The sequence below is a fragment of the Hydrogenophaga sp. L76 genome (assembly GCF_057654755.1).
Window position 1 is genome coordinate 2,803,411 of the sequence record NZ_CM172807.1, and the last position, 26,716, is coordinate 2,830,126.

The window sequence follows — 26,716 nt, forward strand, 5'->3', positions numbered from 1 at the left end:
GCACACTGATTATGTGTGTGCGGCCTTTTAGAGAGACATGCCAGGGCTTTCACCAGTCACTTCAAACGCCCATTTCCGGAGACACCCATGAGCCATCAACTCGGCCGACTCGAAGACCTGCCGCAGGACTACCGGGACGACCTGAAAAACCTGAACCTGGTGCCGCTGTGGCCCAGCCTGCGCGCGGTCCTTCCGCCGGACATTCCCACGCGCGCCACGCAGGCCATCCACTGGCCCTACGCCACGCTCAAGCCGCTGCTGCTGAAAGCCGGCGAGCTGACCCCGATTGAAAAAGCCGAGCGCCGCGTGCTGGTGCTGGCCAACCCCGGCCACGGGCTGGAGAACATGAAGGCCAGCCCGGCCATGTACCTGGGCATGCAGCTGCTGCTGCCCGGCGAGTGGGCGCCCAGCCACCGCCACACGCCCAACGCGGTGCGCATGATCGTCGAGGGCGAAGGCGCCTACACCACGGTGGACGGCGAAAAGTGCCCGATGAGCCGCGGCGATCTGATCCTGACGCCCACCGGCCTGTGGCACGAACACGGCCACGACGGCAAAGACCCGGTCGTCTGGCTCGACGTGCTGGACCTGCCGCTGGTGTATTACATGGAGGCCAGCTACCACATCAACGGCGAACGCCAGCCCGTCAAACAAGGCAGCGGCGACCGCGCCTGGACCCGCGCCGGCGTGGTGCCCACGCAGGTGTTCGCGCGCAGCGACAAGCGCTACCCCATGCTGCGTTACCCCTGGGTGGACACGCGCGCCGCGCTGGTGGCGATGGCCGCCGACCAGCCCGGTCTGGACTGCCTGCAGGTGACCTACGTGAACCCCGAAACCGGCGGCGACGCACAGAACATCCTGGGTTTCTACGCCCTCATGCTCAGGCCCGGCCAGACGCTCACATTGCCCGCGCGCTCGCCCGCGCAGGTGTTCCACCTGATCGAAGGCGGTGTGGACGTGTCCACCTGCGGCAAACGCTTCGAGCTGGTTGAAGCCGACACCTGCTGCGCGCCCGGCTACGAGGCCGTGACGCTGAAGAACCGCCAGGACAAGCCATCGTTCGTGTTCATCGCCGACGAATCCCCGCTCCATCGAAAACTCGGCGTCTATGAGACGCGCTAACGCTCTGCAGAACGACATGACCCCATATCTCTTCACCCCGCCCGCCGTCCCGTCCCTGCCCGTCCTTGGCAAGACCGAACGTTTCCCCATCAACCGCCTGTTTTTCGTCGGCCGCAACTACCACGCACACGCCGTCGAGATGGGCAAGCCGGTGGACAAATCGGTCGAGCGGCCGTTCTATTTCACCAAGGCGCCGCAGACGCTCACGCTTTCTGGAGCGACCGTGGCCTACCCGCCCGAGACGAAGAACTACCACTTCGAAATGGAACTGGTGGTCGCCATCGGCAAGGCCGGTTTCCGCGTGAAGGCCGAGGACGCGCACACCGTCATCTACGGCTACGCCGCCGGGCTGGACATGACACGGCGCGACCTGCAGCTGGTGGCGCGCGACAAGGGCCGCCCCTGGGACCTGGGCAAGGACGTGGAGCATTCGTCCGTGTGCTCCGAGATCGTGCCGATGGAAGGCGTGGTGATCGAAAACGGTGCGATCGCGCTCGAAGTCAACGGCGAAACCAGGCAGTCGTCCAACGTGGACAAGCTGATCTGGAACATCCGCGAGATCATCGCCGACCTGTCTTTGTTTTACCACCTGCAACCCGGCGACCTGGTCTACACCGGCACGCCCGAAGGCGTGGGCGCCGTGGTGGCGGGTGACCGAATCACCGGGCGCGTGGAAGGTGTGGCCGAGGTCGCGCTGACGGTGGGACCGGCCGAATGAAGCTCTACAACTTCTGGCGCAGCGGCACCTCGCACCGCACGCGCATCGCACTCAACCTCAAGGGCCTGGGCTATGAATACCTCGCGGTGCACCTGGGCAAAGAGGCACACCTGACCGACAGCTTCAAGGCGGTCAACCCGCAGATGCTCGTGCCCGCGCTCGCACTCGACGATGGCGAGGTGCTGATCCAGTCACCGGCCATCATCGAATGGCTGGAGGAGACGCATCCGGCACCTGCGCTGCTGCCGGCGGACCCCGGGGGCCGCGCCCGCGTGCGCGCGCTCGCCGCCATCGTGGGCAACGACATCCACCCCATCAACAACCGCCGCATCCTCGAACACCTGCGCAAGACCTTTGGCGCCGACGAGGCGGCCATCAACACCTGGTGCGGCACCTGGATCACGGCCGGTTTCGACGCCTACGAAGCCTTGCTGGCCGCCGATGCGCGGCGGGGTCGTTTCAGTTTTGGCGACACGCCCACGGTGGCCGACGTGTACCTGATCCCGCAGGTGGAGAGTGCGCGGCGATTCCAGGTGGATCTTTTGCGCTGGCCGCTGATCAGCGCCATCGACCAGGCCTGCGGCGAACTCGACAGCTTCCGCCGCGCGGCGCCTGCGCGGCAACCCGACGCCGCCTGAAGTCAGACACCCCCGCCGCGCTGCGCGCGACCCCCAAAGGGGCGGCACTGGCCGTCCGGACGCGGGCGGGTAGTCAGGCCTTGGCGCCGTCTGGATGGAGCAGGCGGCGAACCATCTCCCGGTCATCCTTGACGATGTGGTCGGCCAGCCAGGTGCACAGGTAGCGGTGCAGGGCGCGCCCATCGCCGTCTTACCGGCCGTCCTGTTCCGCCATCGCCTGGATGCGATCGGCAAAAGCCTGGTGACGGCGCGCGTGCTGGTCCAGTGCGGCCTGGGGCATGCCGCGGTCGCGCGCCCAAGACTCCTCATAGGCGAAGTGGTAGCGTGCATAGGCCTGAAGCGATTCCACGCTGTTCGCGCTGCTGACCGTGTCGTCGCGCAAGATGGCCTGGCGCAGCAGGTTGGTGATGTCGACCAGGTTGCGGTGCTGCCGGTCGATCAGGTCCACCCCGCAGGCGAACCCCTCGCTCCATTCGAATTGGGGAAGTTCCAGGGTGGGCATGGGGGTGACCCTGTCGCTCAGGACCGGGCCGTGCGGCGGCCGGCCATTTCGGCCCCCATGCGCTGCAGCTCGGGGGCGTCGATCAGGGCTGACGCGGCCGGGTAGACCGTGTCTTCCTCGGCGCGGATGTGATCGGCGTACAGGTCCGCAAAACGCGCCAGCGTGGCGCGATCGGCCTCGCCCAGGCCGGACCACGTCGGCGCCGATCCCTCGGACACCCGGTGGAGCACCTCACGGGCGCTGACCCAGTTCGCGGTCATGTCCCGATGGTCCTGCTGCAACCGGCGCACCACCGCCTTCGCGTTCTCATCGGTTCCGGCCAGCAGGCGGGGAAAGACGTGGCGCTCCTCGTCTTCGTGGTGGTCCGGCGCGGCCAGGTCGAAGTAGCGCATGACGTCGCGCGCCGCCTGGGCGGCCTGTTCGTCAAGGCCTTTTTCGTCGAGGTGCTGGCACAGCCGGTGAAGCAGGCGCAACATGCGATCCACCCGTTCGTGGCAGGCGGTGAGCATCTCGAAAGGCTGCTCGAAGCTTGCCGCTGGCGGCTGTGCGCCCGGCTGGCCGATCTGGTGCAGGCGGATACCGGCCATGGCGATCAGCCGAGGCGCACCGCGCGGCCCTGCGGGTCGAACGGGATGTAGGCCTCGATCTGGCCCTGGCGGATCGCTTCCACCATTTTTTTCAGTGGTTCATCGGCGTCGGCGCTGGTGGGCGCCTTGCCCGGTGCGCCCGACATCGCAGCCGCGAACACCATGCCCCAGGCCTGGCCGAAGCTGGTCGCTTCCTGCTTCAGCTGGTCAAACGAAGCCAGCTCGTCGGGGCTTTTGTCGACGCACATCTGCGGCACCAGCGCACCGCCCTGGCCCTGCTCGAAAGCCGCGCGCTGGGCAGGGGTCGCGTCGTCCGGCAGCTCGACGCCGGCGAACACAAACAGCAGGCGCTGGGGCTGGGACTGGGCGCGCGCGGCGGCCAGCAGATCGTCAAAGGTGCTGATGTCCATGAAAAGTCCTGTTGGAAAATGGGGATTCAGGACACGGGGTCCGAACCCAGGGTATTCACATAGTCGGCCACGACCGGCCGGGCACGCGCCGGCTTGCGCGAGAGCACGGTGCCGACGCTCACGAAGCACAGCGCCTGTTCGCTGGCGTCCAGGCCGAAGCAGGCCCGCAGCGTGTCCGACTTCAGCGCCTTGCCACTGGTGAGCGCCGAGCCGAAGCCGAGCGCGGTGGCCATGAGCAGCATGTTCTGCACCGCACAGCCGGCCGAGAGGATGCGTTCGTTCAGGTCCACCTCGGGGTCGCCGCGCGCGCCGTCCACCACCGCCAGCATCAGCAGCGGCGCCCGGAACGCTTTCTCGCGCGCCTGCGCCAGCTGCTCGGGCGTGGCCTGCGGATCGCGCTCGCTCAGGGCGCGGGCAAACACCTCGGCCAGCGTGGCACGCTGCCCGGCTGGCACGAGGATGAAGCGCCAGGGCAGCAACTGCAGGTGGTCGGGTGCGGCCGCGGCCGCGGCCAGGATGGCCTGGGTCTGTCCGGCGTCCGGGCCCGGTTCCACGAGGCGCTTGGGCAACACGGTCTGGCGCGCCTGGATCAGCTCGCTGACGACAAAGGCCCAGTCAGGGGAGGTCTCTGTGGCGGAGGTCATGGCAGGGTGTGAAGGCATGGGAACGGGGAAAACGGCAAGCCTCAACCGGGCCGGCCGTCGGCGCGCAGGCGGCCGTACCAGCCGATCAGGCGCAGACCCCAGACACCCATCACAGCGGCCCAGAGCAGCGCGGCGGCCGTGAGCACCCACAGCGGCGCGCCGTCCAGGGCGCCCGCCACGCGCAGCAGCACCGCCAGCTGGAGCAGGCAGAACACGCCCCAGACCAGCGCATCGGCCACCAGGGTGCGACCGCTGTGGCCACACGACACGCGCGTGACCATGGCCACCAGCAGCGAACCCAGGCAACCCATGGTGAGCGCGTGCAAGGCCCCCAGGCCCAGGGCCGGCACACCGGCGCGCAGGCCCAGCAGCTGCGACAGCCCCGCCAGCACAAAGGCCAGGCCGAGCCACAGGAAACCCAGGTGCAGCATCGCGAGCAGCCGGACCTTGAGGCTCTGCACCAGGCCCCAGGCCACGCCCAGCCAGAGGATCACCCCACCGGCCAGCAGCTCGACAACGCCCTGCAGCAGCATCCAGCCCGGCGCGCCCGCCCAGCCACTCGCGGCGACCCAGACCGCCAATGCCTCGAAGGCCGCGGCCCCCAGCAGGGCCCACAGCACCCAGAACGGCCGCCAGGCCTTCACCATGGGCACGGCGCTGGAGGTGAAAAACGGAATCATGCGGTGCGCGACCACCAGGTAGGTCACCACCACGAAGCCCCAGAGGCCGGTCAGCACCAGGCTGCGGGCGATGTCGAACGCACCGGCCAGCAAAGCCAGCGCCAGGCCCGCGACACACAGGGCGCCCACGGTGCCGGCCACCGCCACCACCGTGGCGTGCAGGCGGTCGTCCAGCGCGCTGCGCCGCACCAGGCCCCAGAAGCGCAGGTATTGCGCGCCCAGCCCGGCCGCGGCCAGCGCCGCGCCCGCCACCGCGATCCAGAGAAACGTGTGCGCCCCGGCCAGCCAGAGCAGCCATCCACCGGCCTGGAGCAACAGGGTGGGCACCAGCGCCCGCGCGTCGGGGCCTGGCACGCCCAGCCACTTGGGACCGGCGGTGAACAGGAAGCCGGCAAAAAAGAGCGGCATGAAACCGAAGCTCATGACCGCGGCGTGGGTGATCGTTGGCGGTACCGCGTAGCCCAGACCGATGGCGCCCGTGGAGCGGTCCACCTGCACCAGCGCCCACCACAGGCCCGAGGCCAGCAGCAACACCATCGCGAGAAAGAACGCCAGCCGGTGCGGCGCCAGCAGCAGTTGCCCGGGCCGCCAGGGGTTCGGCCCTGGCGGCTGTGCGCGCCCCGCGCGTCCTGGCCCGACCGGGCGCACAGGCACAACGGGGCGCGCGGTGGTGGTCACTGGACTACCCTCCGCGCTGCGCACTGCGGGGCTGATGTGCGTCTGTGAATAAGCTGCAAGTTTCATCCATTTGAAATCAACGAGTTAGCAATGGCACCTACGCCAAAAGCTGCTAGCGAATTCCCTCATAAGCTGCAAGTTTCGGCACTGATGTACGCATAAGCTGCAAGTGCCATTTCTATGAGTCGATCTCACTCTTCTCCACCAAACTTGCCACTCAGCTTGTTCGCAATATTGCGTGTCGATGACGATCTTTCAGTAAACAACAGATCCTTTCCTCGCGAACCCCCAAAAGAACTACTACCAACGAAGGATTGCATTAACACTCTCCACCGTATGGCATTCGCTTAGTGGCAACGGACTCAAGTCTGAAGAGCGAGACCGTGGGGATTCATGAACAAGGGTGGAGTGCATTGGTTGATCAGGAGCAGCTCCCGACAGACCGCAGTTGGGACACCAGCCTCAGCAGAAGCCACAGCTCAAGAAATCCCGTGCTCCGGCCGAGGCAACCAGCATAGGCACATCCAGCCCCATCGACCTCATGGCCTGGATGCGCGGCGTGCACGTTCCCCATGAGGCGCACTGAGTGCATCGAAGGTCACTTTTCGTGGAGAAACTCGTTCTGTTCGGAAACGAACCGACCGTCACCGTGCTCGGTCGCACACTGTTTCAACTCGGAATCGTCTCTTGACCTGCTTCGTTGATCTGCATCAAGGCTGTTCGAGCGCCCAGGTTTAGCCTTGGATTGTTGCCACTCTTCGCTCGATTGACATGACCCTGCACCGACGTTCGCTACGCTATACCACTTGGATGATCCTGGTGGTTTGGCTGTTTGCGTTGGCTGCGGGGGTAGCCAACGCATGCCTGTTGACTGAACCAAACGCCAGCAGTCCTCTATCGTTGACGGCAACTCCACACGAGATTCCTTTCGCCGGATCCCTTCATGGCGAAACAGCCGATCCCGGTAATGACGGATGCTTGAAGTTTTGCGATGAAGCCTCGCTGGCCATCACCAAGGTGGACCAGCCCAGCGCCGATGGCAGTTCGGGTTCGGTGGGCGTGCTACATCGGACGGCGGTGCCGACCCTGGCCTCTGAAGCCGCCTTTCAACGACGGGTGCACGCCACCAGACCCGCGCACATGGCCCTGCCCATTGATGCGCGACCCCACCGTCTGACCTTGTAGACCGCGTCGCGGTCAATTGCGAAGAGCACTCCCTGTCCGGGAATCCAGGACAGCACCCGCCTCTTCTCTGGCCTCGGCCATTTTCTCGCCGCCCCCCGCGGCGTCTCCCTTCATTCACAGAGCACCACCATGAAAACCATCCACATCATCCTCGCGCTTTCAACCGCTGTTTTGCTGACCGCATGCGCCAACCCGGGCGCGCCGGGAACCGGTGTTGTGTCGGCTGCCAAAGCCGACGAACACGCGGCTCATCAAGCCGCCGCGGCATCTTCAGGAGCGCCAGTTGCCATGCATGAGCACATGAAAAACATGCAGTCCATACGCGACAAGATGACCAATGCAAAAACGCCTGCGGAGCGCCAGGCCTTGATGGACGAGCACATGAAATCCATGCACGAAGGCATGGCCATGATGAAAGGCATGAAGGACATGAAAGGAATGGGCGGCATGCACGGCAAGGCGGGCATGCCAGGGATGTCGGGCATGAAGGATATGCCCATGGACATGTCGAAGCACCATCAGATGATGGAGATGCGCATGGACATGATGCAGACCATGATGGAAATGATGATGCAGCGCTTGCCAGGCGCGACGGTGCCTCCCGCGAACAGGTGAAAGGTCCCCGCTGTTCAGCCTTTGAGTCATCGCGCTGTGCATTGAGCGGCGGGCACCTCCTTTCCCCACTCGTAGCTGTCCAGTCTGAAGGAGCGTAGCCATGAACCCACCCAACAACGAATCCAACGAGCCATCGTTCTGGCGCCGCCCAGCCGGAATGGTGTTGGTGACGGTTGCCATCATTGGGGGCTTTTTCTTCCTGCGAGAGCACTGGGGCCATGTTTTGGGTTACTGGCCCTATCTGCTGCTGCTTGCTTGTCCGCTGATGCACTTGATGCACGGGAAGGGTCATGGGGGGCACAGCAGCCACTCGCAGGACTCCGGGCGTACCCACCACGGCCGGAAATAGGCGGAACAACATGAATGCACATCAACATCACGGCAGCAGTGCCGCGCCCGAGTCGGGGTCACCAAAGGACTTGAAGGACCCAGTCTGTGGAATGACCGTCACCGTGAAGTCGGATCACAAGTTGACCCACGAAGCCCGAACCTTCTATTTCTGCAGTGCCAAGTGCAAGGGCAAATTCGCGGCAAACCCGTCTTCATACCTTGCGCCCGAGCCACCTGCAGAAACCAGTTCAGCGGTGACCGGTGCGATCTACACCTGTCCGATGCACCCTGAGATTCGCCAGGACCATCCCGGCAACTGTCCCAAGTGCGGCATGACGCTCGAACCTTTGATGCCGGATCTTGACGGCGATGACAACCCCGAGTTGCGTGATTTCCAGCGCCGCTTCTGGTGGACGCTGCCGCTCACGGGAGCGGTCTTCGTGCTCGCGATGTTCGGACATCGCCTGGAGTGGTTCGACATGGGCACCCAGAGCTGGATCGAGCTCGTCCTGTCGGTGCCCATTGTTCTCTGGGCCGGGTGGCCGTTCTTTGTGCGCGGCGCCCAGTCGGTGGTGAACCTCAGTCCGAACATGTGGACCCTGATCGGCCTGGGTACCGGCGCCGCGTTCGTCTACAGCGTGGTGGCCACCGTCGCCCCCCAAGTCTTCCCTGACTCGTTCATCTCAATGGGCCGCGTCGCTGTGTACTTTGAGGCGGCCGCCGTGATCATCTCGCTCACGCTGTTGGGACAAGTGCTCGAACTCAAAGCCCGGTCACAGACCTCGGCGGCTATCAAATCGTTGCTGCGTCTGGCGCCAAAAACCGCCCGGCGCATCCGGGAAGACGGCACTGAAGAGGATGTGCCGCTGACCCATGTGCATGTGGGCGACTTGCTGCGCGTGCGCCCTGGTGAAAAGGTACCAGTGGACGGCGAGGTCACAGAGGGGAGCAGTTCAATCGATGAATCCATGCTCACGGGCGAGCCGATGCCGGTCACCAAACGTGTCGGTGACAAGGTGATTGGCGCCACGCTGAACACCAGTGGTGCGCTGGTGATGCGATCCGAGCGCGTCGGCGCGTCCACCATGCTGTCGCAAATTGTGCAGATGGTGGCCCAGGCCCAGCGTTCCAAAGCGCCCATGCAGCGCATGGCCGACGTGGTGGCTGGTTACTTCGTCATGGCTGTGGTGGGCATTGCCTTGTTGACCTTCTTTGGCTGGGGTCTGTTCGGTCCCGAGCCCAGCTGGGTGTTCGGCCTGATCAATGCGGTCGCCGTACTCATCATTGCCTGTCCCTGCGCGCTGGGTCTGGCCACGCCCATGTCCATCATGGTCGCGACCGGTCGCGGAGCCACTCACGGCGTGTTGTTCCGGGACGCGGCGGCCATCGAGAACATGCGCAAGATCGACACCCTCATCATCGACAAGACCGGAACGCTCACAGAAGGTCGCCCGACGTTTGAGCGTGTCGTTCCTGCGCCGGGTTTTGATGCCGATGAAGTGCTGCGCCTGGCCGCCAGTCTGGACCAGGGCAGCGAACACCCACTGGCTGAGACTATCGTGCGCGCCGCTCGGGAGCAGGGGCTGTCTGAATCGCCCCGGGTTTTGAGGAGGCTCTTTTCTCTGAGAGGATTGAGCCATGAGCAAGAAGTCGAACCAGTTTTCACCTGAGGTCCGCGAGCGTGCTGTTCGCATGGTGCGTGAGCACAGAGGCGAGTACCCCTCGCTGTGGGCCACCATCGAGTCCATCGCCCCCAAGATCGGCTGCGTGCCCCAGACCCTCAACGAATGGGTCAAGCGAGACCAGATCGATTCCGGCGTGCGCGACGGCATCACGACATCCGAACGTGAACAGATGAAGGCGCTGGAGCGCGAGGTCAAAGAGCTGCGCAAAGCCAACGAGATCCTGAAGCTGGCCAGCGCGTTTTTCGCCCAGGCGGAGCTCGACCGCCGTCTGAAGTCCTGAACAACTTCGTCGATCAGCATCGACAGGCCTACGGGGTCGAGTCGATCTGCAAAGTGCTGCAGATCGCCCCGTCAGGCTATTGGCGCCATGCTGCTCATCAGCGAAATCCCCAGCTGCGCTGCCCGCGCGCCCAGCGTGACGACACCCTGGTGCCGCACGTTGAGCGCGTCTGGCAAGCCAACATGCGGGTCTACGGCGCCGACAAGGTCTGGAAACAGATGAACCGGGAGGGAGTTGTCATTGCCCGCTGCACGGTTGAGCGGTTGATGAAGCGACTGGGCTTGCAGGGCGTGCGCCGGGGCAAGGTGGTGCGCACCACCCTCAGCGACATGAAGGCCCCTTGCCCGCTGGATCGGGTCAATCGGCAGTTCAAGGCCGAGCGGCCGAACCAGCTGTGGGTCTCGGACTTCACCTACGTTTCAACCTGGCAAGGCTGGCTGTACGTGGCCTTCGTGATCGATGTGTATGCCCGGCGCATCGTGGGCTGGCGGGTCAGTACCTCCATGCACACGGACTTCGTTCTGGATGCCCTGGAGCAGGCGCTGTATGCCCGGCAGCCCGAGCGTGATGGCGCATTGATTCACCATTCCGACAGGGGGTCGCAATACGTCAGCATTCGCTACAGCGAACGGCTGTCAGAGGCAGGCATCGAGCCCTCGGTGGGCAGCAAGGGCGACAGCTACGACAACGCTTTAGCCGAGACCATCAACGGTCTGTACAAGGCCGAGGTGATTCATCGCCGGTCATGGCCAACCCGTGAATCGGTGGAGCTGGCAACGCTGGAATGGGTGTCCTGGTTCAACCATCACCGGCTGCTCGGACCCATCGGATACATCCCTCCTGCAGAGGCTGAGGCAAACTACTACCGGCAACTCGCCAGTCAGTCCTCCATGGTGGCGGCCTGACTTAAACCAACCGGCCTCCACGAAACCCGGGGCGATTCAGTCGCTGGACAAACCCGAGAACTTCGAATCGGGCTCGGGTATTGGCGTGCGCGGGCAAGTGGCCGGACGTCAGCTCGCGTTGGGCAACACCACACTGATGGAGCAGATCGGTGTTTCTGTCAGTGCTCTGGTGCCACAGGCCGAGGCCCTGCGCGCAGAAGGAGCCAGCGTGATGCACCTGGCGGTTGATGGACAGCTGGTGGGCCTGTTGGCGGTGTCCGATCCTGTCAAGGCCAGCACGCCGGAGGCCTTGGCCACGCTCAAGGCATCCGGTCTGCGCATCGTGATGGCGACCGGTGACGGACTGACCACGGCCAAGGCTGTTGCAGCCCGCTTGGGCATCGACGAGGTGCACGGCGAGGTCAAGCCGGCCGATAAGTTGCTTCTGGTGGAAAGGCTGCAAAAGGAAGGCCGCATGGTGGCGATGGCAGGCGACGGCATCAACGATGCACCGGCACTGGCGAAGGCCGATGTGGGTGTGGCCATGGGCACCGGGACTGACGTGGCAATGAACAGTGCCCAGATCACGCTGGTCAAGGGCGATCTGCGCGGCATTGCGATCGCGCGCGAACTGTCAGAAGCCACCGTGGACAACATGAAGCAAAACCTGATGTTCGCCTTTTTGTACAACGCACTGGGCATCCCGATAGCGGCAGGCGTGCTGTATCCATTTACTGGCTGGCTGCTGTCGCCGTTGATTGCCGCGCTGGCCATGAGCTTGAGTTCGGTGTCGGTGATCGGCAATGCGCTGCGTTTGCGGCGTGGCAAGCAATGACGCTTCCTCTGTGCTGAAGTTATCTGAATCTTATGTTGACTGCGGCGACGCTGTCAGCGTTGGCGATGCCAGATCGTCTCTGAGGCAGAGACTTTAAACCTCAACTTTGCAATTTTTTCCCTCACCTTGAGGGAAGTCATTGACACTGTAGCGACTCCAGGGTTTCCAATGCGGACATTGAAAGGAAAGCCATGTCTGCCCATTGCTGTGACCACGAAACCCCCAAAGCCGAGGCGATCGTCAACCTGCCCCGTTACCGCAAGATCCTCTGGATCTCGCTGATCGTTAACGCTGCCATGTTTCTCATCGAGATCGGCGCCGGTGTTCAGGCCGGGTCGCTCTCGCTGCTGGCCGACGCGGTCGACTTCGCAGGCGACGCACTCAACTACGCGGTGTCGCTCGCCGTGCTGGCCTCAGCGCTGGCCTGGCGCGTGCGTGCGGCCATGCTCAAGGCGGTGAGCATGATGGGCTTTGGCCTCTATGTGCTGGGGGCCGCGGTGTGGTCGGTGTGGCACGGCGGCGTGCCGCAGGCCGTGACCATGGGCGCGGTGGCGCTGCTGGCGCTGGCGGCCAACGTGGCCGTGGCCTGGATGCTCTTCGCATTTCGCGAGGGTGACGCCAACATGCGCAGCGTGTGGCTGTGCTCGCGCAACGACGCGATTGGCAACGTGGCGGTGTTCATGGCCGCGCTCGGCGTGTTCGGCACCGGCTCCGCATGGCCCGATTTGTTGGTGGCCAGCCTGATGGCGGCGCTGGCGCTGCACGGCGGGTGGACGGTGATGCGCCAGGCGCGGGGAGAACTCGGTGACAACAGCGCAAAGGATCACCATGGCCACGTTCACTGACCCACCGTCCCCTCGCTGGTTCGACGAGACAACGCATACAAGATTGATGCGCGAGGCCACAAAGGCGAATTCCATTGAACAAGCCTGGTTGTACCTGGAGGCAGCGCATGTGGTGGGGCAGCTCCACATCAGGCCGCACTTGCAGACGCACGCGCACATGCTGGGACTGGCCTGGCGCACGCGCGACTGGTCTGAGGCCGCAGGTCAGGCGCTCCGGCTGGCCCTAGTGCCCTTGGGCCACTTGAGTGGGCGCTTGCCGCTGGGCAACCCGGGTCGATCCACCGTGAGCGCCTTCGAGCCGCTTCCGGTGCGCCCGGAGCTGGCCGGCTTGATCGCCCAGGCACGCACCGGTAAAACGCCCGCCGCATAAAATCCACTCATGCGAGTTCTCCTGATCCTGCTGATGCTTGCGCTGCTGCCGCTCCAGTTCTCTGCAGCTGCGGCGACCGAGTGCTGCGGGCACGTTGCGGTGGCACAAGGTCTCCAAGGACAGCACCATCAGCCCACTCATCTATTTCCGGTTCAAGGTGCAGATGATCTGACCGAAAACGGACTGGGGTTTGATCTTGACTGCGGAACCTGCCACGCCAACTGCGCTGCCGCTGTAACGGCAACAGCAGCGACCATGGCCGACCCCGCTGGCATCGAGCGGGTCGAACACCTCGTCGAACTGATCTTGCCGCCCTGGCACGAGCGACCCTACCGTCCTCAATGGTCTGCCCCGAAAAGTTCGGGGCTGAACCGGTCCGTCTGACGAGTTGACGGGCACCTCTTCCCCGATTCCTGGCTTCAAGTGGCCGCCGTTGCACACGGTGGCCATTCCCGGATCGTTTTGGAAGGACTTTCTCATGACTGCTCGCTGGATTCAGCGAAACCCGCGATGGACGTGGCTTGCTGCCGTCGCGGTCCTTTTGTTTGCTGATCAACTCAGCAAATCATATTTCTCAACCACCCTTGAGCTAGGCGAAGCCATCAAGGTGACCGAGTGGTTCAACTTTGTTCATGTGCTCAACACGGGCGCGGCCTTCTCGTTGCTGGCCGATGCTGGAGGCTGGCAGCGCTGGTTTTTCATTGGCGTGACAGCGCTGGTGGTGGGTGTTGTCTCGGTGGTGTGCCTGGCCCGGCAGGCCGAACCGCTGGATCGGTGGGTGGGCGCTTTTGTGGTGGGCGGGGGAGGTGGCAACTTGGTGGACCGCGTTCAGATCGGCGCCGTGGTGGACTTCCTTGACTTTCACTGGCGCAGCATCCACTGGCCGGCTTTTAATCTGGCCGATATCTTCATCGTGTGCTCCATGTTGGTCTGGTGCTTCGCATCACTGAAATCTCCGCCGCGCAAAACGACCGGCAAGACGTCCGAGGAGTTGCCTTAATGAAGCGTGGCTGGTTTTGGATCATGGCCGCCTGGGGATTCGCCCTGGTCTCAACGCTCGGCGCGCTTTTCATTGGTGAAGTCATGGGGATGACGCCCTGTCTGCTGTGTTGGTACCAGAGGATCTTCATGTTCCCGCTGGCGCTCATCCTGGGCATGGCGGCCTTTGCCGAAGACCGGCGCGGAGCGGTCTATGCACTCCCGCTGGCAATAGGTGGCGCAGCCATGGCCGGGTACCACTCCGCGCTGATCGCCGGCTGGGTGCCGAAGTGGTGGGTGCCCTGTGGCACCGGGCCCTCGTGCAGCCAACAAAGTCTGGAGATTTTGGGCGGCATCCAGATCCCCTGGTTGTCGCTCGCAGCCTTCAGCGCCATCGCCATCCTGCTTTTTGTTTACTTGAGAAAGACCCGGTCATGAACGCCAAAAAAATCACCGTCATCGGCCTGGTGGCCATCGTTGCCCTGTTCTTCTATCTGGGCATGAACGCGTACCAAAATCGCGTGCAGACTGCTCAGGAAGTGCAGGTCAAGGCCGAGCAGACCCGTCTGGTACGCATGCACTCACCGGTCTTTGGCCCCCAAGGTGCGCCGGTCACCATCGTCGAGTTTTTTGACCCCGCCTGTGAGACCTGCCGTGCCTTCTATCCCATTGTCAAGAACCTGATGGCGCAATACCCCAACGACGTGCGACTGGTGATCCGGTATGCACCTTTTCACCAGGGCTCGGATCAGGTGGTCAAGTTGCTGGAGTCCTCCAAGAGCCAGGGCAAGTACCAAACGGTTCTTGAGGCTGTGCTCGCCGCACAGCCCGCGTGGGCGGATCATGGTCAGCCCAACATCGAGACCGCGTTCAAGGTGGCCGAACAGGCAGGGCTAGACCTCGTGAAAGCGCGCCAGGACATCGAGAAGCCCGGCATGCAGTCCTTATTGCAGCAGGACATCGAAGACCTCACCGCGCTGCAGGTCACCAAAACGCCCACCTTCTTTGTCAACGGCCGCAGCCTGCCGAGTTTCGGGCCTGACCAGTTGGCCGCGTTGGTGGCAGAAGAAGTGGCCAAGGCGAAGAAATGAACAACATGGCATTCACATCTGCTCCCAGCCGACGCAAGGTGCTTGCACTGAGCGGAGCATGGCTCGTCGCTGGCGGGTTCGTGGCCGGTTGTTCGCCCAAAGCCCCCACTTTCCAGAGCACCGACATCACCGGCGCCGCGTTTGCTCAAGACTTGAAACTGACCGACCACACCGGGCAGGTGCGTAGCATGTCGGATTTCCGCGGCAAAGCGGTGGTGGTGTTCTTTGGCTTCACGCAGTGCCCCGATGTGTGCCCTACCTCGATGACCACCCTGGCCGAGGTCAAGCGCCTCATGGGCGATCAGGGCAAGCAACTGCAGGTGCTCTTCATCACCGTGGACCCGGAGCGTGACACGCTGCCGCTGCTCAAGGAGTACATGACCAACTTCGATCCGACGTTTCTGGCGCTTCGCCCCGAGCCGTCTGAGCTGAAGGCAGTGGCGGACAGTTTCAAGATCTACTACCGCAAGGCCGAGGGCAGCACGCCTACGTCGTACACGATGGACCACTCGGCGGGCAAGTATGTGTTTGATACTGAAGGTCGGGTGCGCTTGTTCTCCAGCTACGGCACGGAACCTGGTGTGATCGCGCAAGACATCCTCACGCTTTTGAACTCCATGGAGGGTTGAACGACCCCCTGCCACCATGAAAACACTGCTGCTCTACCTTGTCACTGCCATCGCCGAGATCGTCGGTTGTTACTTGCCACTGCTTTGGCTGCGCGGGCAGGGATCAGGGTGGTGGCTGCTGCCCACTGCCGTCTTGAGTCTCGCCACGTTTGCGTGGCTGCTCACCCTGCACGCCGCGCCGTCGGGACGGGTGTACGCGGCTTATGGCGGGGTTTATGTGGCCGTGGCGCTGGCATGGCTATGGTCGGTGGACGGCGTGCGCCCAAGCAGCTGGGATGTGGCGGGCGTGGCCGTGACCTTGGCGGGCATGGTAATCATTGCGTATCAACCAAGAACATGAGACCCGACACGATGCGACCGCCAGGGTGGCCATTCTGAAATGCTGTTCGCCGTTTGACATGTTAGGAAAATGCGCATGACGCGCCGTCACCTTGTTTCTTTGTCGGCACTGGCTGCCCTCGCGGTATTTGCCGCCGCCGTCTTCCTGTACCAGCGACATACCCTGCAGCTTGCGACCGTTCAGGCCTCGGAACAGGCCGGAGCGATGGTCCGGCCGCACTCGCCCGTCATTGGTCCGATGGCTGCGCCAGTCACGATCGTGGAGTTTTTTGACCCTGCATGCGAAGCTTGCAAGGCGTTCCATCCCCGGGTCAAAGGCATTCTCGCGGCATTTCCGCGCGAGACGCGCCTTGTGATTCGGTACACGCCGTTTCACAGGGAGGCTTCCGTGGAAGCGGTGAAGATTCTAGAGGCGGCGCGTGCGCAAGGGAAGTTTGAGCCCGTGCTCGAAGCGTTGCTGGATGGTCAACGCGCGTGGACGGGTCAAGGCGCGAACGCATCACCGCGTGCATGGGCAATTGCGCAATCGGCGGGTCTCGATGTTGAGGAGGCACACAGGTACACCGCCGCTGGTTCGGTGGACAAATTGCTGGCGCAGGACGTAATTGACTTGAAGGCGATCGGGGTTCGAGCCACCCCGACCTTCTTCGTCAATGGGAAACCACTCGCTTCGGCTGACCCGGACCAACTCTACAAGATGGTCAAGAGCGAGGTGGAGCGGTTTCGAAAGTAGAGATGGCTCTGGGTGTTACCGGTCCTGTCCGATGTCTCGTTCATCTAGCGCTGTACCCGTGACCAGTGATAGTCGTCGCTTTGAACCTCAGTTGCTGTGTCCCTTGTTCAACAGGGAACTCAGACGCGCAACTTCGTTGCCCATCGTCGTGATGCTTTTGCCATCGGCGGTCTGGACCACTTGACCCTTGCTAAGGTGAGTCACGCTTCCAAACTTGCTTTCCTTGGCCATCAGTCCGTCTTTGAAGACGTAGAGCGTTTCACCGTTCTGCAGTGCGATGACCTGCTTGGCCTCGGACCTGGCTGCGTCCATCGCGAATGCCGGGGCCAATGCTGCCATTGAGATGACGAGGATGCTGAGTTTGCGGATCATGGGGAGTCTCCTTCAAGAACAAATCACATTGTTCGACTGAATCAATGCGGTACGAGGTACAAGCTCAATGTAGCGAGGCACCCATGACCGGCAGCTTGCGAACGCATTACATCTTAGGGCCTGTTAACACAAACTTCGAAGGCCATCGACCACCAGCACAAAGCTAAGAAACCCCAGGAACATCGCATCGAGTTTCTCGAAGCGGCTGAAGATGCGCCTGTAGCCCTTGAGTCGGCGGAACAGGCGTTCAACTTCATTGCGGCGCTTGTACATCTCACGGTCGTACTCCCATGGTTCGATTCGCGTCCTCAGCGGCGGCACTACCGGGATGAATCCCAGGTCAAGCGCCAACTGTCGCGTCTCGTTTCCTTCGTAGGCTCGGTCCATGAGCAGATGTACCGGCCGACTCGCTGCGCCCAGGCTCTGAAGCAACCGCCGACCTTCGGGTGCGTCATGCGCCTGGCCCGGTGAGAGGCTGAACGTTACGGCCGTTCGAGCATCCGCGGCAACCATATGAATCTTGGTGTTCCATCCGCCTCGGGACTTGCCGATGGACTGAGGTCCGTTTTTTTTAGAGCGCCTGTGCCGTCGGGATGCACCTTAATGCTGGTGGAGTCCAGGGACACCGCTTCAATCTTGATGCGCACGATCTGCTCGCGCTGCAGCGCATCAAACATCTTGTCCAGCACACCGGCCTTGGTCCAGCGACGCATGCGCGTGTAGATGGTGTGCCAGTTGCCAAACCGCTTGGGAAGTCCGCGCCACTTGCAACCGTGCTCGGCCACATACAGCATGGCGTTGATGACCTCCAAATTGCTCATGCTGACGTTGCCGCGCTGCAAGGGCAGGCAGTGTTCAATGCGCGCGAATTGCTCTTTTGTGATCTCCATGGCCGATAGTTTCGCAGCCGAGATGTCCAAAAGCAATTAGTGTTAACACGCCCTAGTCAGCGCAAAGTCAGCAGACCCTCTCGCAACCCGATTGGTCTCCTCCTTGAATTGGTGGACACGGCACCGTTCCGTAGCTGCAGAACACGCAGCAGTCACCCGTCTTCGGCCGAAGGATCGTGTGGCATTCCTCGCACTCATACAACCACTGGCAAGCATCGGTGGGCATGACTTCAGCCCTTGCGTGTCCACACTCAGGACAGGTCAACACCGACGTCAGGAGCACTTCGGTCAAGGCTTGACTCCCTTGACGGTTGAAGGGAAGCCAGCTTCCTTGGTCGTCCGGGTCAGAGCGTCCAATGAAACCTGGGTGTCGTCATAAACCACCGAGGTCTCCCGCCTGCCCAGGTTTGACTTCACGTCGACCACGCCACCCAGTTTCGTCAACGCCTTTTTGACCGTGATCGGGCAGGTGGCGCAGGACATACCGGGGACGGATAGAGTGGCGGTTTTCTGCGCTGCCCATGCAAGCGGACTCAGCACAAATCCGACAGCAATCAAGATGTGTTTCACAGCCAGGCCTTTCATCAATAGAACCAGTGAGCTACCAGCGGGAATGCCATTGCGGTGGTGAGCAGCAGCACCACGACACCGAACAGCAGTTTGTAGATGCGGTTGATGCGGGGAATCGCACACACCTGACCTGGTTCGCAGGCAGCCGTTGGCCTCCAGATGCTTCTTGCCGCAAAGAACAGCGCCGCCAGCGATACACCCATGAACAGCGGTTGATAGGGCTCCAAGGCCGTGAGATGGCTGATCCAGGCGCCCGAGATGCCCACCAGGATCAACACCAGTGGGCCCAGGCAGCAGGCCGATGCAAAGAGGGCTGCAAGACCACCAGCCACGAGGGCTTTGCCCCCATGTTCGGTAGCGGGACTGGAAGTGGGTGTGCTCGGGGTGGTGGAGTGCGCTGGCATGAGATAACCTTAAAGCCGTACCCAAGTACGGAGTCAAGTGACATGAGCGATATCCAAACACCTTCCGACTCCAACATGACGATTGGCGGATTGGCCAAGGCAGCCGAAGTCAATGTGGAGACCATCCGCTTCTACCAGCGAAAGGGATTGATGCCTGAGCCGCTCCGCCCATTTGGCGGGATTCGGCGCTACGCAGAAGCTGACCGTTCTCGCCTTCATTTCATCAAGTCGGCGCAGCGACTCGGATTCAGCCTGGACGAGATAGCCGAGCTGCTGCAACTCGACGATGGCACCAGCTGTGTTCAAGCCCGAACCAAAGCACAGGCCAAGCTTGCGGATGTGAAGAGCAGGCTTGAGGACCTGCACCGGATTGAAGGAGTGCTTGAGGGTTTGATTCGACTTTGCGGAGCATCCAGGGGCAAGGTGCGATGCCCGCTGATTGCAGCCTTGAAGACCGACGCTTCGTTGATTGCCTGAGCCAGCGCTTATGCGTATGTCAGCAGCACCGCCGCTTTGCCCCTGCCATACAGATCACTTGTGCTTGGCGAGCCACTTGTCGAACTGAGCGATCTCTTTCTTTTGCGCCGCGATGATCTGCTTTGCCATGGCCTTCATCTCGGGTGACTTGCCGGTCTTGAGCTGCATCTCGGCCATGTTCAAAGCTTGCTGGTGATGAATTTTCATCATCATCGCGAAGTCCTTGTCGGTATTGCCCGACATGGGCATCTTTTGCATTTCCTCCATGCCCATCATCATGGAACCTTTCATGTCGTGTGCACCTGTGGCGCCTTTGTGCATATCGGACATGGGCATCGTCGCTGGGCGTGTGGCTGGCGTGGACTGAGCATGCGCCGACATCGACATGAGCACAGTCAGCGAAACGGCGCACAGAGCCTTGACAGGGACAGTGGTGAAGCGTTTTGTGGTGGATTGATGATTCATGTGACTTCCTTGAAGCTACCCGAAGGCGGGTTCATCATCATCGACAACGATGCTCGGATTGACTGTGCGCCAACGTACGCCTGCCCATTGGTTGCGAGGCTGTGTCGGACCGGTTTCACATGGCAGCGAGGACGTCACCCATGTAAAAAAGGGTTCGGTCATCACAACCGACCCCTTCACCCTAACCGACCCAGAGGGTCAGCAAGGTCAAATCACTTCGTCGCTTTGATGTCGGTGACGACCATCTTGCCGGCGTCCTGAATGACGATGAACTGGATCTTCTCGCCCACCTGGACTTTGTCCAGCAGGGCCTTGTCCTTGACGTTGAACACCATGGACATCGGAGGCATGTCCATGTGTTTGATCTCGCCATGCTTGATCGTGACCTTGCCGTTTTCCTTGTCGATCTTGCGAATTTCGCCGTCGGTCATGCCGGGTGTCGCCGCCATGCCCATCTTGCCCTGATCCATTCCCATCTTTCCAGGGTCCATGGTCATTTGAGCCAGCGCGGGTCCAGCGAAGGCAAGGGAAAGGGCGACCGCTGATGCGGCCAGACTCAGGTTCAGTGATTTCATGAGATGTTCCTTCAATCAGGTGTGGATGTGGAGTATCGGAAAGCGAGCTTTGCCGGCTTATTTGGTGGTCACTTTGATCTGACCCTTCATGCCTGCGTCGTAGTGCCCGGGGTGAAGGCAGGCGAAATCAACGACGCCGCCTTTTGTGAAACGCCAGATGACTTCGCCCTTTTGCCCAGGCTTCAAGGAAATCTTGTTGGCCTCATCGTGTTCCATACCGGGAAACTTTTTCATGACTTCGTAGTGCTCTTTCAGCTCCTTTTCCGTGCCCAGGCTGAACTCGTGCGGCACCTTGCCGGAGTTGGTGACGACGAAACGGACGGTTTCGCCCTTCTTGACGTCCACCAGTGCTGGCGTGAACCGCATGCTGTCGGCAGCGTCGACCTGAATCGTGCGGGAAGCTTTACTGGCGACGCCGGGCTCACCGATGGGCGATTCGGTGTGGCCGCCGCCGTGCGTGCCCGCCGCTGTGGCGGCCGAGGCGGCCAGAAGAGCGGCAACGAACAAAAGGCTCGAACGCTTGGAAAGAGGGGATTGGGTGAAGATCATGTGAACTCTCTGGTTTGATGGGTTGAGAAAGCAAGCGGAAAAAATGTATCTAGACGCACGGTTCAGTGCTGCATGCCCTTGCCCATGGGCTTGACAGCTGTGCCCATCGCCGGGGTTGTGTCTGCACTTGCCTTGGGCCTGACGGCGGGCAACGGCGCACCGGTCCATTCGTGCGCAACAGTGCCTTCGGGGAACTTATACGGGCCAGGATCTTTGTAGTCGCCCGGCTTCTGATCCTTGCGCACCTTGAACACGGTGAACATGCCGCCCATCTCCAGCGGGCCGAACTGGCCCGTGCCCGTCATCATGGGTGCGGTGTTGTCGGGAATCGGCATCTGCATTTCACCCATGTCGGCCATGCCGCGCTCGCCCATCAGCATGTAGTCGGGTACCACTTTCTGGATCTTGTTAACCAAGCCGCGGTGGTCCACACCGATCATGGTGGGCACATCATGGCCCATGGCGTTCATGGTGTGGTGGCTCTTGTGGCAGTGCATGGCCCAGTCGCCTTCTTCGTCGGCGATCAGTTCGATTTGCCGCATCTGTCCCACAGCCACGTCGGTAGTCACCTCATACCAGCGCGTGCTGGGGGGCGTCGGGCCGCCGTCGGTACCGGTCACCAGAAACTCGTGTCCGTGCAGGTGGATCGGGTGGTTGGTCATGGTCAGGTTGCCCACGCGAATCCTGACGCGGTCGTTCAGACGCACATTGAGTGTGTCAATCGCAGGGAACACCCGACTGTTCCAGCACCAGATGTTGAAGTCGGTCATGGTGGCAGTCTTGGGCGTCTTGCTGCCGGGCTCCACATCAAAGGCATTGAGCAGGAAGCAGAAGTCGCGGTCGACCTCGCTGATGTGGGGATGTTTGCCCTTGGGGTGGGTGACCCACATGCCCATCATGCCCATGGCCATCTGGACCATTTCGTCTGCATGGGGGTGGTACATGAAGGTGCCCGGGCGGCGCGCTTCAAATTCGTACACGAAGGTCTTGCCCACGGGGATGGCTGGCTGGTTGAGACCACCCACTCCGTCCATGCCGCTGGGCAGGCGCTGGCCGTGCCAGTGGATGGTGGTGTGCTCGGGCAGCTTGTTGGTGACGAAGATACGCACACGGTCACCCTCGACCACCTCGATGGTCGGGCCAGGACTCTGGCCGTTGTAGCCCCACATGTTGACCTTGAAGCCCGGCGAGACCTCGCGCACCACGGGTTCGGCCACCAGGTGGAATTCCTTGACACCGTTGTTCATTTTCCAGGGCAAGGTCCAACCGTTGAGCGTGACAACCGGGTTGTAGGGCCGGCCGGTGGTGGGCACCAGCGGCGGCGCTGTGTCCACGGACGTTTGGTAGACAGGTTCAGGCAGGGCGGCCATGGCAGAGCGCGCGACGGCAAGACCTGCCACCGAAGCGGCAGCACCCGCGAAAAACTGACGACGTGAATTGAGGAGACTCATGTTGGTTTTCTTTCTATGCGTGCAATGTGATCAGTGGCCAGCGGCAGCAGCGGGCTCACCGCCTCCGCCGCCCAGAGAGACAAAGCTGTCGGGCGCACCGCCTTGAAGGACCCACTGCAGATCGGTCTCTGCGATCCAGAAGTCCCGCTGCGCCTCGATGGCACTGGCCACCGCTTGGGACTGGCTGGAAACCTCACCCAACAAGTCCCACACGCTCTTGAGCATGCCGTTGTAGTGAAGAACGGTTTCTTCGGTGATGAACTCGCGAACCTTCAGAACCTCGTCGCGTGAACTCACGGCCAGTGCATGGCTGGCCAGGTAAGCCTGGCGCGCCAGGCGAGCGTTGGCGCCATTGCGCATGCCCTCGGCACGCGGCAGTTGTGCCGCAATGGCGACGGCACGCGCATCAAGCACCTGCGGCGACATCGCTTGGGCAGGCATCTCTGGCAGACGGTCAGGCAAGGTGATGGCGGAATGCACACCCGTGAGGCCCAATGTCTTGATGAGCGTGGCCTCCGCTTGGGTGGCCGCGTGCTGGGCGCGGCGCACATTCGCCTGTGCGGAGGATTGCGCGAGCTGAACCTGGGCCTGCTGAAGCTTGCTCCAGTTGCCCACGCTCACCATGCGGCGACCCAGTTCGTTCCCGGCCTCTGCAGCGTCCAGCGTGTCGCGGTGCTGCTTGAGCACCTGGCGAGCCGCCACCGCTTGAATCCAGGCCTTGCGCCCCTGTGCGGCCACCTCCAGCAGTTCGCCGAAGTCGTCCACCTTGCGCTGCCAGACCGGATCGACATCTGCCCACTGGCCTTTGGCGATCAGATCCACGTTGGCCGCACCAATTCTGTTCATCGGCTTGACCAGCCCACGGTGAAACAACCAGGCTTGCCGGACGGCGTCTTCGGGGGACATGAGGCTCAGCCGGGCAGCAGCTGATGCCTCGGGCTGCACGACGGGTGTGTTCTGTTTCTCCCACTTGAGAATGTCGGCATGGCCGCGTTTGAACTGCCCCACGGCGTCGTTGGCTTCGCGCCAGTTTTTCTCGGCGGGCGCCGGTGCAATCTGGGCCGACACCACCAAAGGCAGCGCCAGAACGCTTATTGCAATGGCCCGCAGTGCTGAGGAAGGGTAACGTCGATGAATCACTGATTTGCTCCTGTTCAACTGTTTCAAGCTGAGGGCAGTGTGCAAAAGGCCACCCGTCACGAACCTGTCGGTTTCATTACAAAGTTGTCAGGTTCGGTTGCGCGGGGCCGCTGGCAGTGAAAATCGCTACAGGAGTGAACGTGAAAATCTTGATTGTTGAAGACGAACGCAAAACGGGTGAGTACCTGTCCATGGGGCTGCGCGAGGCGGGCTACGCGGTTGAGCTGCTCAACAACGGTGTGGACGGATTGCACCAGGCGCTGGAGGGCGACCACGACCTCATCATTCTGGACGTCATGCTGCCTGGCATGGACGGCTGGCAGGTGCTCAGAGGTCTGCGTGCCCAAGGTCGAGAGATGCCGGTGCTCTTCCTGACCGCCAAAGATCATGTGGACGACCGCGTCAAGGGTCTGGAGCTCGGAGCGGACGACTATCTGGTCAAGCCGTTTTCGTTCTCCGAGTTGTTGGCCAGGGTGCGCACCATCTTGCGCCGTGGGCGCTCGGGTATGGAGCCCACCACCCTGCAGGTCGCGGATCTGGAGCTGGACCTGCTGCGCCGCCGGGTCACCCGCGCGGGCAAGCGCATCGACCTGACCGCCAAGGAGTTCGGTTTGCTGGAATTGCTGATGCGCCGCAAGGGAGAGGTGTTGCCCCGCTCGCTGATCGCCTCCCAGGTTTGGGACGTCAACTTCGACAGCGACACCAACGTCATTGAGGTGGCCATGCGACGGCTGCGCGTCAAGGTGGATGACGGGTTTGAATGCCGCCTGTTGCAGACCGTGCGAGGCATGGGTTACGTGCTGGAAGTGCCGGAGCACTCCTGATGATCCGGCGCATGACCCTCACCGCACGACTCACTTTTCTGTACACCCTGGTATCGGCTGCGGTACTGCTGGGCCTGGGTGTCCTGGTGGCGTGGTCCACCCATATGCACTTCATCGACCTTGACCGCGACTACCTTTTGGACAAGGTGCAGCTCATCCAGAAGATCGTGGATGAGACGCCCGACTCAACCGAGCTTTCTGCCAAGCTGGAAGAGTTGCTCGACAGCCATCAAGGCCTGTTTATCTCGCTCACGCGCGGTGAAGAGCTGGTTTTTGGAACAGGCAACGTCACGTTTCCAGCCAAACTCGCTGCGCAAAGCGCCTCAGATCAGCCCATTGATTGGACCGATGGTGAGCGTCAACTGCGAGGCATGAGCACAGAGCTCCTCACGGCGCAGATGCCCGGCGGATTGACTAGGGCGTGTTAACACTAATTGCGACGGAAGTCACCGGATGTGAAACTGCAGGCATGGAGATCACACCCGAGCAATTCAAACGCATCGAACACTGCTTGCCCGTGCAGCGCGGCAACGTCAGCCTGAGCAATCTGCAGGTGGTCAACGCCATGTTGTATGTTGCCGAACACGGCTGCAAGTGGCGCGGACTGCCCAAGCGGTTCGGTAACTGGCACACGATCTACACGCGCATGCGGCGCTGGACCAAGGCGGGTGTGCTGGACAAAATGTTCGAGGAGCTGCAGCGCGAGCAGCTGGTGCGCGTGAAGATCGAGGCGGTTTCGCTGGACTCCACGAGCATCAAGGTGCACCCCGATGGAACAGGTGCTCTAAAAAAACGGCCCACAGGCCATTGGCAAGTCCCGAGGCGGATGGAACACCAAGATTCATATGGTTGCCGCGGATGCTCGAACGGCCGTGACGTTCTGCCTGTCGCCTGGACAGGCCCACGATGCGCCCGAGGGCAGACGCCTGCTGCAAAGCCTGGGGCCTGCGAGCCGTCCAATTCACTTGCTCATGGATCGCGCCTATGAAGGCAACGAGACTCGCCAGCTTGCCCTTGATCTGGGATTTATCCCGGTCGTGCCTCCGCTGAGGACCCGGATCGAGCCTTGGGAATACGACCGGGCGATGTACAAGCGCCGCAACGAGGTCGAGAGACTGTTTCGGCGCTTGAAGGGTTACCGTCGCATCTTCTCGCGGTTCGAAAAGCTCGATTCGATGTTCCTGGGCTTTCTCAGCTTCGTTCTGGTGGCCGACGGCCTTCGTGGTTTGTGTTAACAGGCCCTAACTCAGGTCAGAGTTTGCGCCTGACGCTTGCGCTGGACACGCAACACCACACCCATTTCACGCAGATGCTGCGCCAGCAGTTGGCGATCTATGTCGTCTTGGCCACCCTGCTCAGCGGCCTTCTGGGGTGGTGGGCAGCCCGCAGCGGTCTGGCCCCGCTTCGGACCATGAGAGAACGCGCGCTCAAGGTCACGGCCCACAAGCTCGACGAGCGCATGCCGATCGACGCCGTGCCCGTGGAGATGGCCGAGCTGGCCAACAGCCTCAACACCATGCTGGAGCGGCTGCAGCAGGATTTTGCGAAGCTCATGGAGTTCTCCAGCGACATCGCCCACGAACTGCGCACCCCCATCAGCAACCTGCTGACACAGACCCAGGTGTCGCTGTCGCAGCACCGTGATCCAGACACCTACCGCGACATCCTCGCCTCCAACGCCGAGGAGTTCCAGCGCCTGGCGCGCATGGTGTCCGACATGCTGTTTCTGGCTAAGACGGACCACGGCATTCAGCTCCCGAATCGCGAAGATGTCGCGCTGGAAGACGAGGTGAGGAGTCTTCTGGATTTCTACGATGCGGTGGCTGAAGACAAAGAGCTTCGTTTTCGGGTGGCGGGGGCGGGCACCGTGGTGGGTGATCGCTTGATGATTCGGCGGGCCATCAGCAATTTGCTGTCCAACGCACTGCGGCACGCGCACCCTCGTACCGATGTTGCGCTGACTGTCGAGCCTCAGACGAATGGCACCAGCTTGTGTGTCACCAACACGGGCGATCCGATCGATGCGGCAGACCTGCCGCGCCTGTTTGACCGGTTTTATCGCGTGGACAAGGCGCGCGCGCACCCGTCGTCCGATGGCGCGGGCTTGGGTCTGGCCATCACCAAAGCCATCATGCTCGCTCATGGCGGCAGCGTTGCGGTCACCTCGGTGGCAGGAGGGACGCAGTTTTGTTTGCACTTCGCGTCTCAGCCGTGAGCTTCC

The 26,716-nt window shown here is 62.1% G+C and carries 36 protein-coding genes, 2 pseudogenes and 1 other annotated feature; of the genes and pseudogenes, 23 read left to right on the plus strand and 15 right to left on the minus strand.

Annotated features, from left to right (window positions below; all coding sequences use genetic code 11):
- Positions 1 to 87: 87 nt before the first annotated feature.
- From AC23D4_RS13435 to maiA, 3 genes are read left to right on the plus strand one after another with little or no spacing between them, the layout of a single operon-like run.
- On the plus strand, positions 88 to 1,122 hold the full coding sequence (locus AC23D4_RS13435) for a cupin domain-containing protein (protein ID WP_472890248.1): 1,035 nt from the start codon (positions 88 to 90) through the stop codon (positions 1,120 to 1,122).
- 16 nt (positions 1,123 to 1,138) lie between these two features.
- Positions 1,139 to 1,840: a fumarylacetoacetate hydrolase family protein gene (locus AC23D4_RS13440; RefSeq protein WP_472890249.1), complete on the plus strand. Its 702-nt coding sequence runs from the start codon at positions 1,139 to 1,141 to the stop codon at positions 1,838 to 1,840.
- On the plus strand, positions 1,837 to 2,478 hold the full coding sequence (maiA, locus tag AC23D4_RS13445; protein ID WP_472890250.1) for a maleylacetoacetate isomerase: 642 nt from the start codon (positions 1,837 to 1,839) through the stop codon (positions 2,476 to 2,478). The genes AC23D4_RS13440 and maiA overlap by 4 nt, the downstream gene beginning before the upstream one ends.
- Positions 2,479 to 2,668: 190 nt before the next feature.
- Here maiA and AC23D4_RS13450 read toward each other — a convergent pair whose 3' ends face one another.
- The 5 genes from AC23D4_RS13450 to AC23D4_RS13470 are packed head-to-tail and all read right to left on the minus strand — an operon-like array spanning position 2,669 to position 5,979.
- Positions 2,669 to 2,980: a bacteriohemerythrin gene (locus tag AC23D4_RS13450; protein ID WP_472890251.1), complete on the minus strand. Its 312-nt coding sequence runs from the start codon at positions 2,978 to 2,980 to the stop codon at positions 2,669 to 2,671.
- A 17-nt stretch (positions 2,981 to 2,997) separates the two neighbouring features.
- Positions 2,998 to 3,567: a hemerythrin domain-containing protein gene (locus AC23D4_RS13455; RefSeq protein ID WP_472890252.1), complete on the minus strand. Its 570-nt coding sequence runs from the start codon at positions 3,565 to 3,567 to the stop codon at positions 2,998 to 3,000.
- A gap of 5 nt (positions 3,568 to 3,572) precedes the next feature.
- Positions 3,573 to 3,977, minus strand: a complete 405-nt coding sequence (locus AC23D4_RS13460) for a ribonucleotide reductase subunit alpha (protein ID WP_472890253.1) — start codon at positions 3,975 to 3,977, stop codon at positions 3,573 to 3,575.
- Positions 3,978 to 4,003: 26 nt separating this feature from the next.
- A complete protein-coding gene (locus AC23D4_RS13465; RefSeq protein WP_472890254.1) occupies positions 4,004 to 4,621 on the minus strand; it encodes a nitroreductase family protein in 618 nt (205 codons plus the stop codon).
- Positions 4,622 to 4,662: 41 nt separating this feature from the next.
- Positions 4,663 to 5,979, minus strand: coding sequence for an NnrS family protein (locus AC23D4_RS13470; protein WP_472890255.1), 1,317 nt, complete (start codon positions 5,977 to 5,979; stop codon positions 4,663 to 4,665).
- A gap of 978 nt (positions 5,980 to 6,957) precedes the next feature.
- Here AC23D4_RS13470 and AC23D4_RS13475 point away from each other — a divergent pair.
- The 15 genes and pseudogenes from AC23D4_RS13475 to AC23D4_RS13545 all read left to right on the plus strand — a co-directional run bounded on the left by AC23D4_RS13475 (position 6,958) and on the right by AC23D4_RS13545 (position 16,778).
- The gene (locus AC23D4_RS13475) at positions 6,958 to 7,164 is read left to right on the plus strand and encodes a hypothetical protein (protein ID WP_472890256.1); all 207 of its coding nucleotides are present in this window, start codon (positions 6,958 to 6,960) and stop codon (positions 7,162 to 7,164) included.
- 129 nt (positions 7,165 to 7,293) lie between these two features.
- Positions 7,294 to 7,779 (plus strand): hypothetical protein, encoded by a 486-nt coding sequence (locus AC23D4_RS13480; protein ID WP_472890257.1) that lies wholly within the window; start codon positions 7,294 to 7,296, stop codon positions 7,777 to 7,779.
- Positions 7,780 to 7,879: 100 nt separating this feature from the next.
- Positions 7,880 to 8,128 carry a DUF2933 domain-containing protein gene (locus tag AC23D4_RS13485; RefSeq protein ID WP_472890258.1) on the plus strand — a complete coding sequence of 83 codons (249 nt, stop codon included), beginning with the start codon at positions 7,880 to 7,882 and terminating at the stop codon, positions 8,126 to 8,128.
- 10 nt (positions 8,129 to 8,138) lie between these two features.
- A pseudogene (locus tag AC23D4_RS13490) lies at positions 8,139 to 9,695 on the plus strand (heavy metal translocating P-type ATPase); the annotation flags it as partial.
- A gap of 52 nt (positions 9,696 to 9,747) precedes the next feature.
- Positions 9,748 to 10,979, plus strand: a protein-coding gene (locus AC23D4_RS13495; RefSeq protein WP_290729592.1) for an IS3 family transposase whose coding sequence is annotated in 2 segments (ribosomal slippage) — positions 9,748 to 10,033 and positions 10,033 to 10,979 — 1,233 coding nt in all. Because the reading frame shifts where the segments join, the coding sequence is not laid out codon by codon here.
- Positions 10,029 to 10,145: a sequence feature (AL1L pseudoknot), on the plus strand. Its footprint overlaps the gene before it by 117 nt.
- A 43-nt stretch (positions 10,980 to 11,022) precedes the next feature.
- A pseudogene (locus tag AC23D4_RS13500) lies at positions 11,023 to 11,793 on the plus strand (HAD-IC family P-type ATPase); the annotation flags it as partial.
- Between the two features lie 191 nt (positions 11,794 to 11,984).
- The gene (locus AC23D4_RS13505; RefSeq protein ID WP_472890571.1) at positions 11,985 to 12,638 is read left to right on the plus strand and encodes a cation efflux transmembrane domain-containing protein; all 654 of its coding nucleotides are present in this window, start codon (positions 11,985 to 11,987) and stop codon (positions 12,636 to 12,638) included.
- Between the two features lie 46 nt (positions 12,639 to 12,684).
- The gene (locus tag AC23D4_RS13510) at positions 12,685 to 13,008 is read left to right on the plus strand and encodes a DUF3703 domain-containing protein (protein ID WP_305726779.1); all 324 of its coding nucleotides are present in this window, start codon (positions 12,685 to 12,687) and stop codon (positions 13,006 to 13,008) included.
- A 9-nt stretch (positions 13,009 to 13,017) separates the two neighbouring features.
- Positions 13,018 to 13,392 carry a hypothetical protein gene (locus AC23D4_RS13515; protein ID WP_472890570.1) on the plus strand — a complete coding sequence of 125 codons (375 nt, stop codon included), beginning with the start codon at positions 13,018 to 13,020 and terminating at the stop codon, positions 13,390 to 13,392.
- A 94-nt stretch (positions 13,393 to 13,486) separates the two neighbouring features.
- Positions 13,487 to 14,008, plus strand: a complete 522-nt coding sequence (gene lspA / locus AC23D4_RS13520; RefSeq protein WP_472890569.1) for a signal peptidase II — start codon at positions 13,487 to 13,489, stop codon at positions 14,006 to 14,008.
- Entirely contained in the window at positions 14,008 to 14,424 is a 417-nt protein-coding gene (locus AC23D4_RS13525) for a disulfide bond formation protein B (RefSeq protein ID WP_472890568.1), read from the plus strand. Before lspA ends, AC23D4_RS13525 begins: the two co-directional genes overlap by 1 nt.
- The gene (locus AC23D4_RS13530) at positions 14,421 to 15,077 is read left to right on the plus strand and encodes a DsbA family protein (protein ID WP_487623618.1); all 657 of its coding nucleotides are present in this window, start codon (positions 14,421 to 14,423) and stop codon (positions 15,075 to 15,077) included. The genes AC23D4_RS13525 and AC23D4_RS13530 overlap by 4 nt, the downstream gene beginning before the upstream one ends.
- Before the next feature lie 5 nt (positions 15,078 to 15,082).
- Positions 15,083 to 15,706, plus strand: a complete 624-nt coding sequence (locus AC23D4_RS13535) for an SCO family protein (protein ID WP_305726784.1) — start codon at positions 15,083 to 15,085, stop codon at positions 15,704 to 15,706.
- Between the two features lie 16 nt (positions 15,707 to 15,722).
- The gene (locus tag AC23D4_RS13540) at positions 15,723 to 16,046 is read left to right on the plus strand and encodes a YnfA family protein (RefSeq protein ID WP_305726785.1); all 324 of its coding nucleotides are present in this window, start codon (positions 15,723 to 15,725) and stop codon (positions 16,044 to 16,046) included.
- A 75-nt stretch (positions 16,047 to 16,121) separates the two neighbouring features.
- Complete coding sequence (locus tag AC23D4_RS13545; protein WP_472890566.1) at positions 16,122 to 16,778, plus strand: DsbA family protein; 657 nt, start codon at positions 16,122 to 16,124, stop codon at positions 16,776 to 16,778.
- Between the two features lie 87 nt (positions 16,779 to 16,865).
- Here AC23D4_RS13545 and AC23D4_RS13550 read toward each other — a convergent pair whose 3' ends face one another.
- The 5 genes from AC23D4_RS13550 to merT all read right to left on the minus strand — a co-directional run bounded on the left by AC23D4_RS13550 (position 16,866) and on the right by merT (position 19,014).
- A complete protein-coding gene (locus AC23D4_RS13550) occupies positions 16,866 to 17,150 on the minus strand; it encodes a CopK family periplasmic copper-binding protein (protein ID WP_305726787.1) in 285 nt (94 codons plus the stop codon).
- A 123-nt stretch (positions 17,151 to 17,273) separates the two neighbouring features.
- A protein-coding gene (locus AC23D4_RS13555; protein ID WP_487623619.1) for an IS5 family transposase occupies positions 17,274 to 18,040 on the minus strand; the annotation gives its coding sequence in 2 pieces (ribosomal slippage) (positions 17,274 to 17,725 and positions 17,725 to 18,040; 768 coding nt in all).
- Positions 18,041 to 18,107: 67 nt separating this feature from the next.
- Entirely contained in the window at positions 18,108 to 18,332 is a 225-nt protein-coding gene (locus AC23D4_RS13560; protein WP_472890582.1) for a GDCCVxC domain-containing (seleno)protein, read from the minus strand.
- On the minus strand, positions 18,329 to 18,625 hold the full coding sequence (merP, locus tag AC23D4_RS13565) for a mercury resistance system periplasmic binding protein MerP (protein WP_487623620.1): 297 nt from the start codon (positions 18,623 to 18,625) through the stop codon (positions 18,329 to 18,331). Before merP ends, AC23D4_RS13560 begins: the two co-directional genes overlap by 4 nt.
- Positions 18,625 to 19,014 (minus strand): mercuric ion transporter MerT, encoded by a 390-nt coding sequence (gene merT, locus AC23D4_RS13570; RefSeq protein WP_472890580.1) that lies wholly within the window; start codon positions 19,012 to 19,014, stop codon positions 18,625 to 18,627. The genes merP and merT overlap by 1 nt, the downstream gene beginning before the upstream one ends.
- A 42-nt stretch (positions 19,015 to 19,056) precedes the next feature.
- Here merT and merR point away from each other — a divergent pair, with 42 nt between their 5' ends.
- Entirely contained in the window at positions 19,057 to 19,491 is a 435-nt protein-coding gene (merR, locus tag AC23D4_RS13575) for a mercury resistance transcriptional regulator MerR (RefSeq protein ID WP_472890579.1), read from the plus strand.
- 54 nt (positions 19,492 to 19,545) lie between these two features.
- Here merR and AC23D4_RS13580 read toward each other — a convergent pair whose 3' ends face one another.
- The 5 genes from AC23D4_RS13580 to AC23D4_RS13600 all read right to left on the minus strand — a co-directional run bounded on the left by AC23D4_RS13580 (position 19,546) and on the right by AC23D4_RS13600 (position 23,698).
- On the minus strand, positions 19,546 to 19,956 hold the full coding sequence (locus AC23D4_RS13580) for a DUF305 domain-containing protein (RefSeq protein ID WP_472890578.1): 411 nt from the start codon (positions 19,954 to 19,956) through the stop codon (positions 19,546 to 19,548).
- A 212-nt stretch (positions 19,957 to 20,168) separates the two neighbouring features.
- Positions 20,169 to 20,546, minus strand: coding sequence for a copper-binding protein (locus AC23D4_RS13585; RefSeq protein ID WP_472890577.1), 378 nt, complete (start codon positions 20,544 to 20,546; stop codon positions 20,169 to 20,171).
- A gap of 42 nt (positions 20,547 to 20,588) precedes the next feature.
- A complete protein-coding gene (locus tag AC23D4_RS13590) occupies positions 20,589 to 21,080 on the minus strand; it encodes a cupredoxin domain-containing protein (RefSeq protein ID WP_472890576.1) in 492 nt (163 codons plus the stop codon).
- 62 nt (positions 21,081 to 21,142) lie between these two features.
- Positions 21,143 to 22,531 (minus strand): multicopper oxidase family protein, encoded by a 1,389-nt coding sequence (locus AC23D4_RS13595; RefSeq protein ID WP_472890575.1) that lies wholly within the window; start codon positions 22,529 to 22,531, stop codon positions 21,143 to 21,145.
- A gap of 30 nt (positions 22,532 to 22,561) precedes the next feature.
- Positions 22,562 to 23,698, minus strand: coding sequence for a TolC family protein (locus AC23D4_RS13600; protein ID WP_487623621.1), 1,137 nt, complete (start codon positions 23,696 to 23,698; stop codon positions 22,562 to 22,564).
- A 113-nt stretch (positions 23,699 to 23,811) separates the two neighbouring features.
- Between AC23D4_RS13600 and AC23D4_RS13605 the strand changes: the two genes are divergently transcribed.
- From AC23D4_RS13605 to AC23D4_RS13620, 4 genes are all read left to right on the plus strand, one after another.
- Positions 23,812 to 24,495: a heavy metal response regulator transcription factor gene (locus AC23D4_RS13605; RefSeq protein ID WP_472890573.1), complete on the plus strand. Its 684-nt coding sequence runs from the start codon at positions 23,812 to 23,814 to the stop codon at positions 24,493 to 24,495.
- Between the two features lie 11 nt (positions 24,496 to 24,506).
- Entirely contained in the window at positions 24,507 to 24,923 is a 417-nt protein-coding gene (locus AC23D4_RS13610; protein ID WP_472890572.1) for a hypothetical protein, read from the plus strand.
- A 41-nt stretch (positions 24,924 to 24,964) separates the two neighbouring features.
- Positions 24,965 to 25,730, plus strand: a protein-coding gene (locus AC23D4_RS13615) for an IS5 family transposase (RefSeq protein WP_487623622.1) whose coding sequence is annotated in 2 segments (ribosomal slippage) — positions 24,965 to 25,284 and positions 25,283 to 25,730 — 768 coding nt in all. Because the reading frame shifts where the segments join, the coding sequence is not laid out codon by codon here.
- 23 nt (positions 25,731 to 25,753) lie between these two features.
- Entirely contained in the window at positions 25,754 to 26,710 is a 957-nt protein-coding gene (locus AC23D4_RS13620; RefSeq protein WP_472890487.1) for a heavy metal sensor histidine kinase, read from the plus strand.
- Positions 26,711 to 26,716 lie beyond the last annotated feature (6 nt).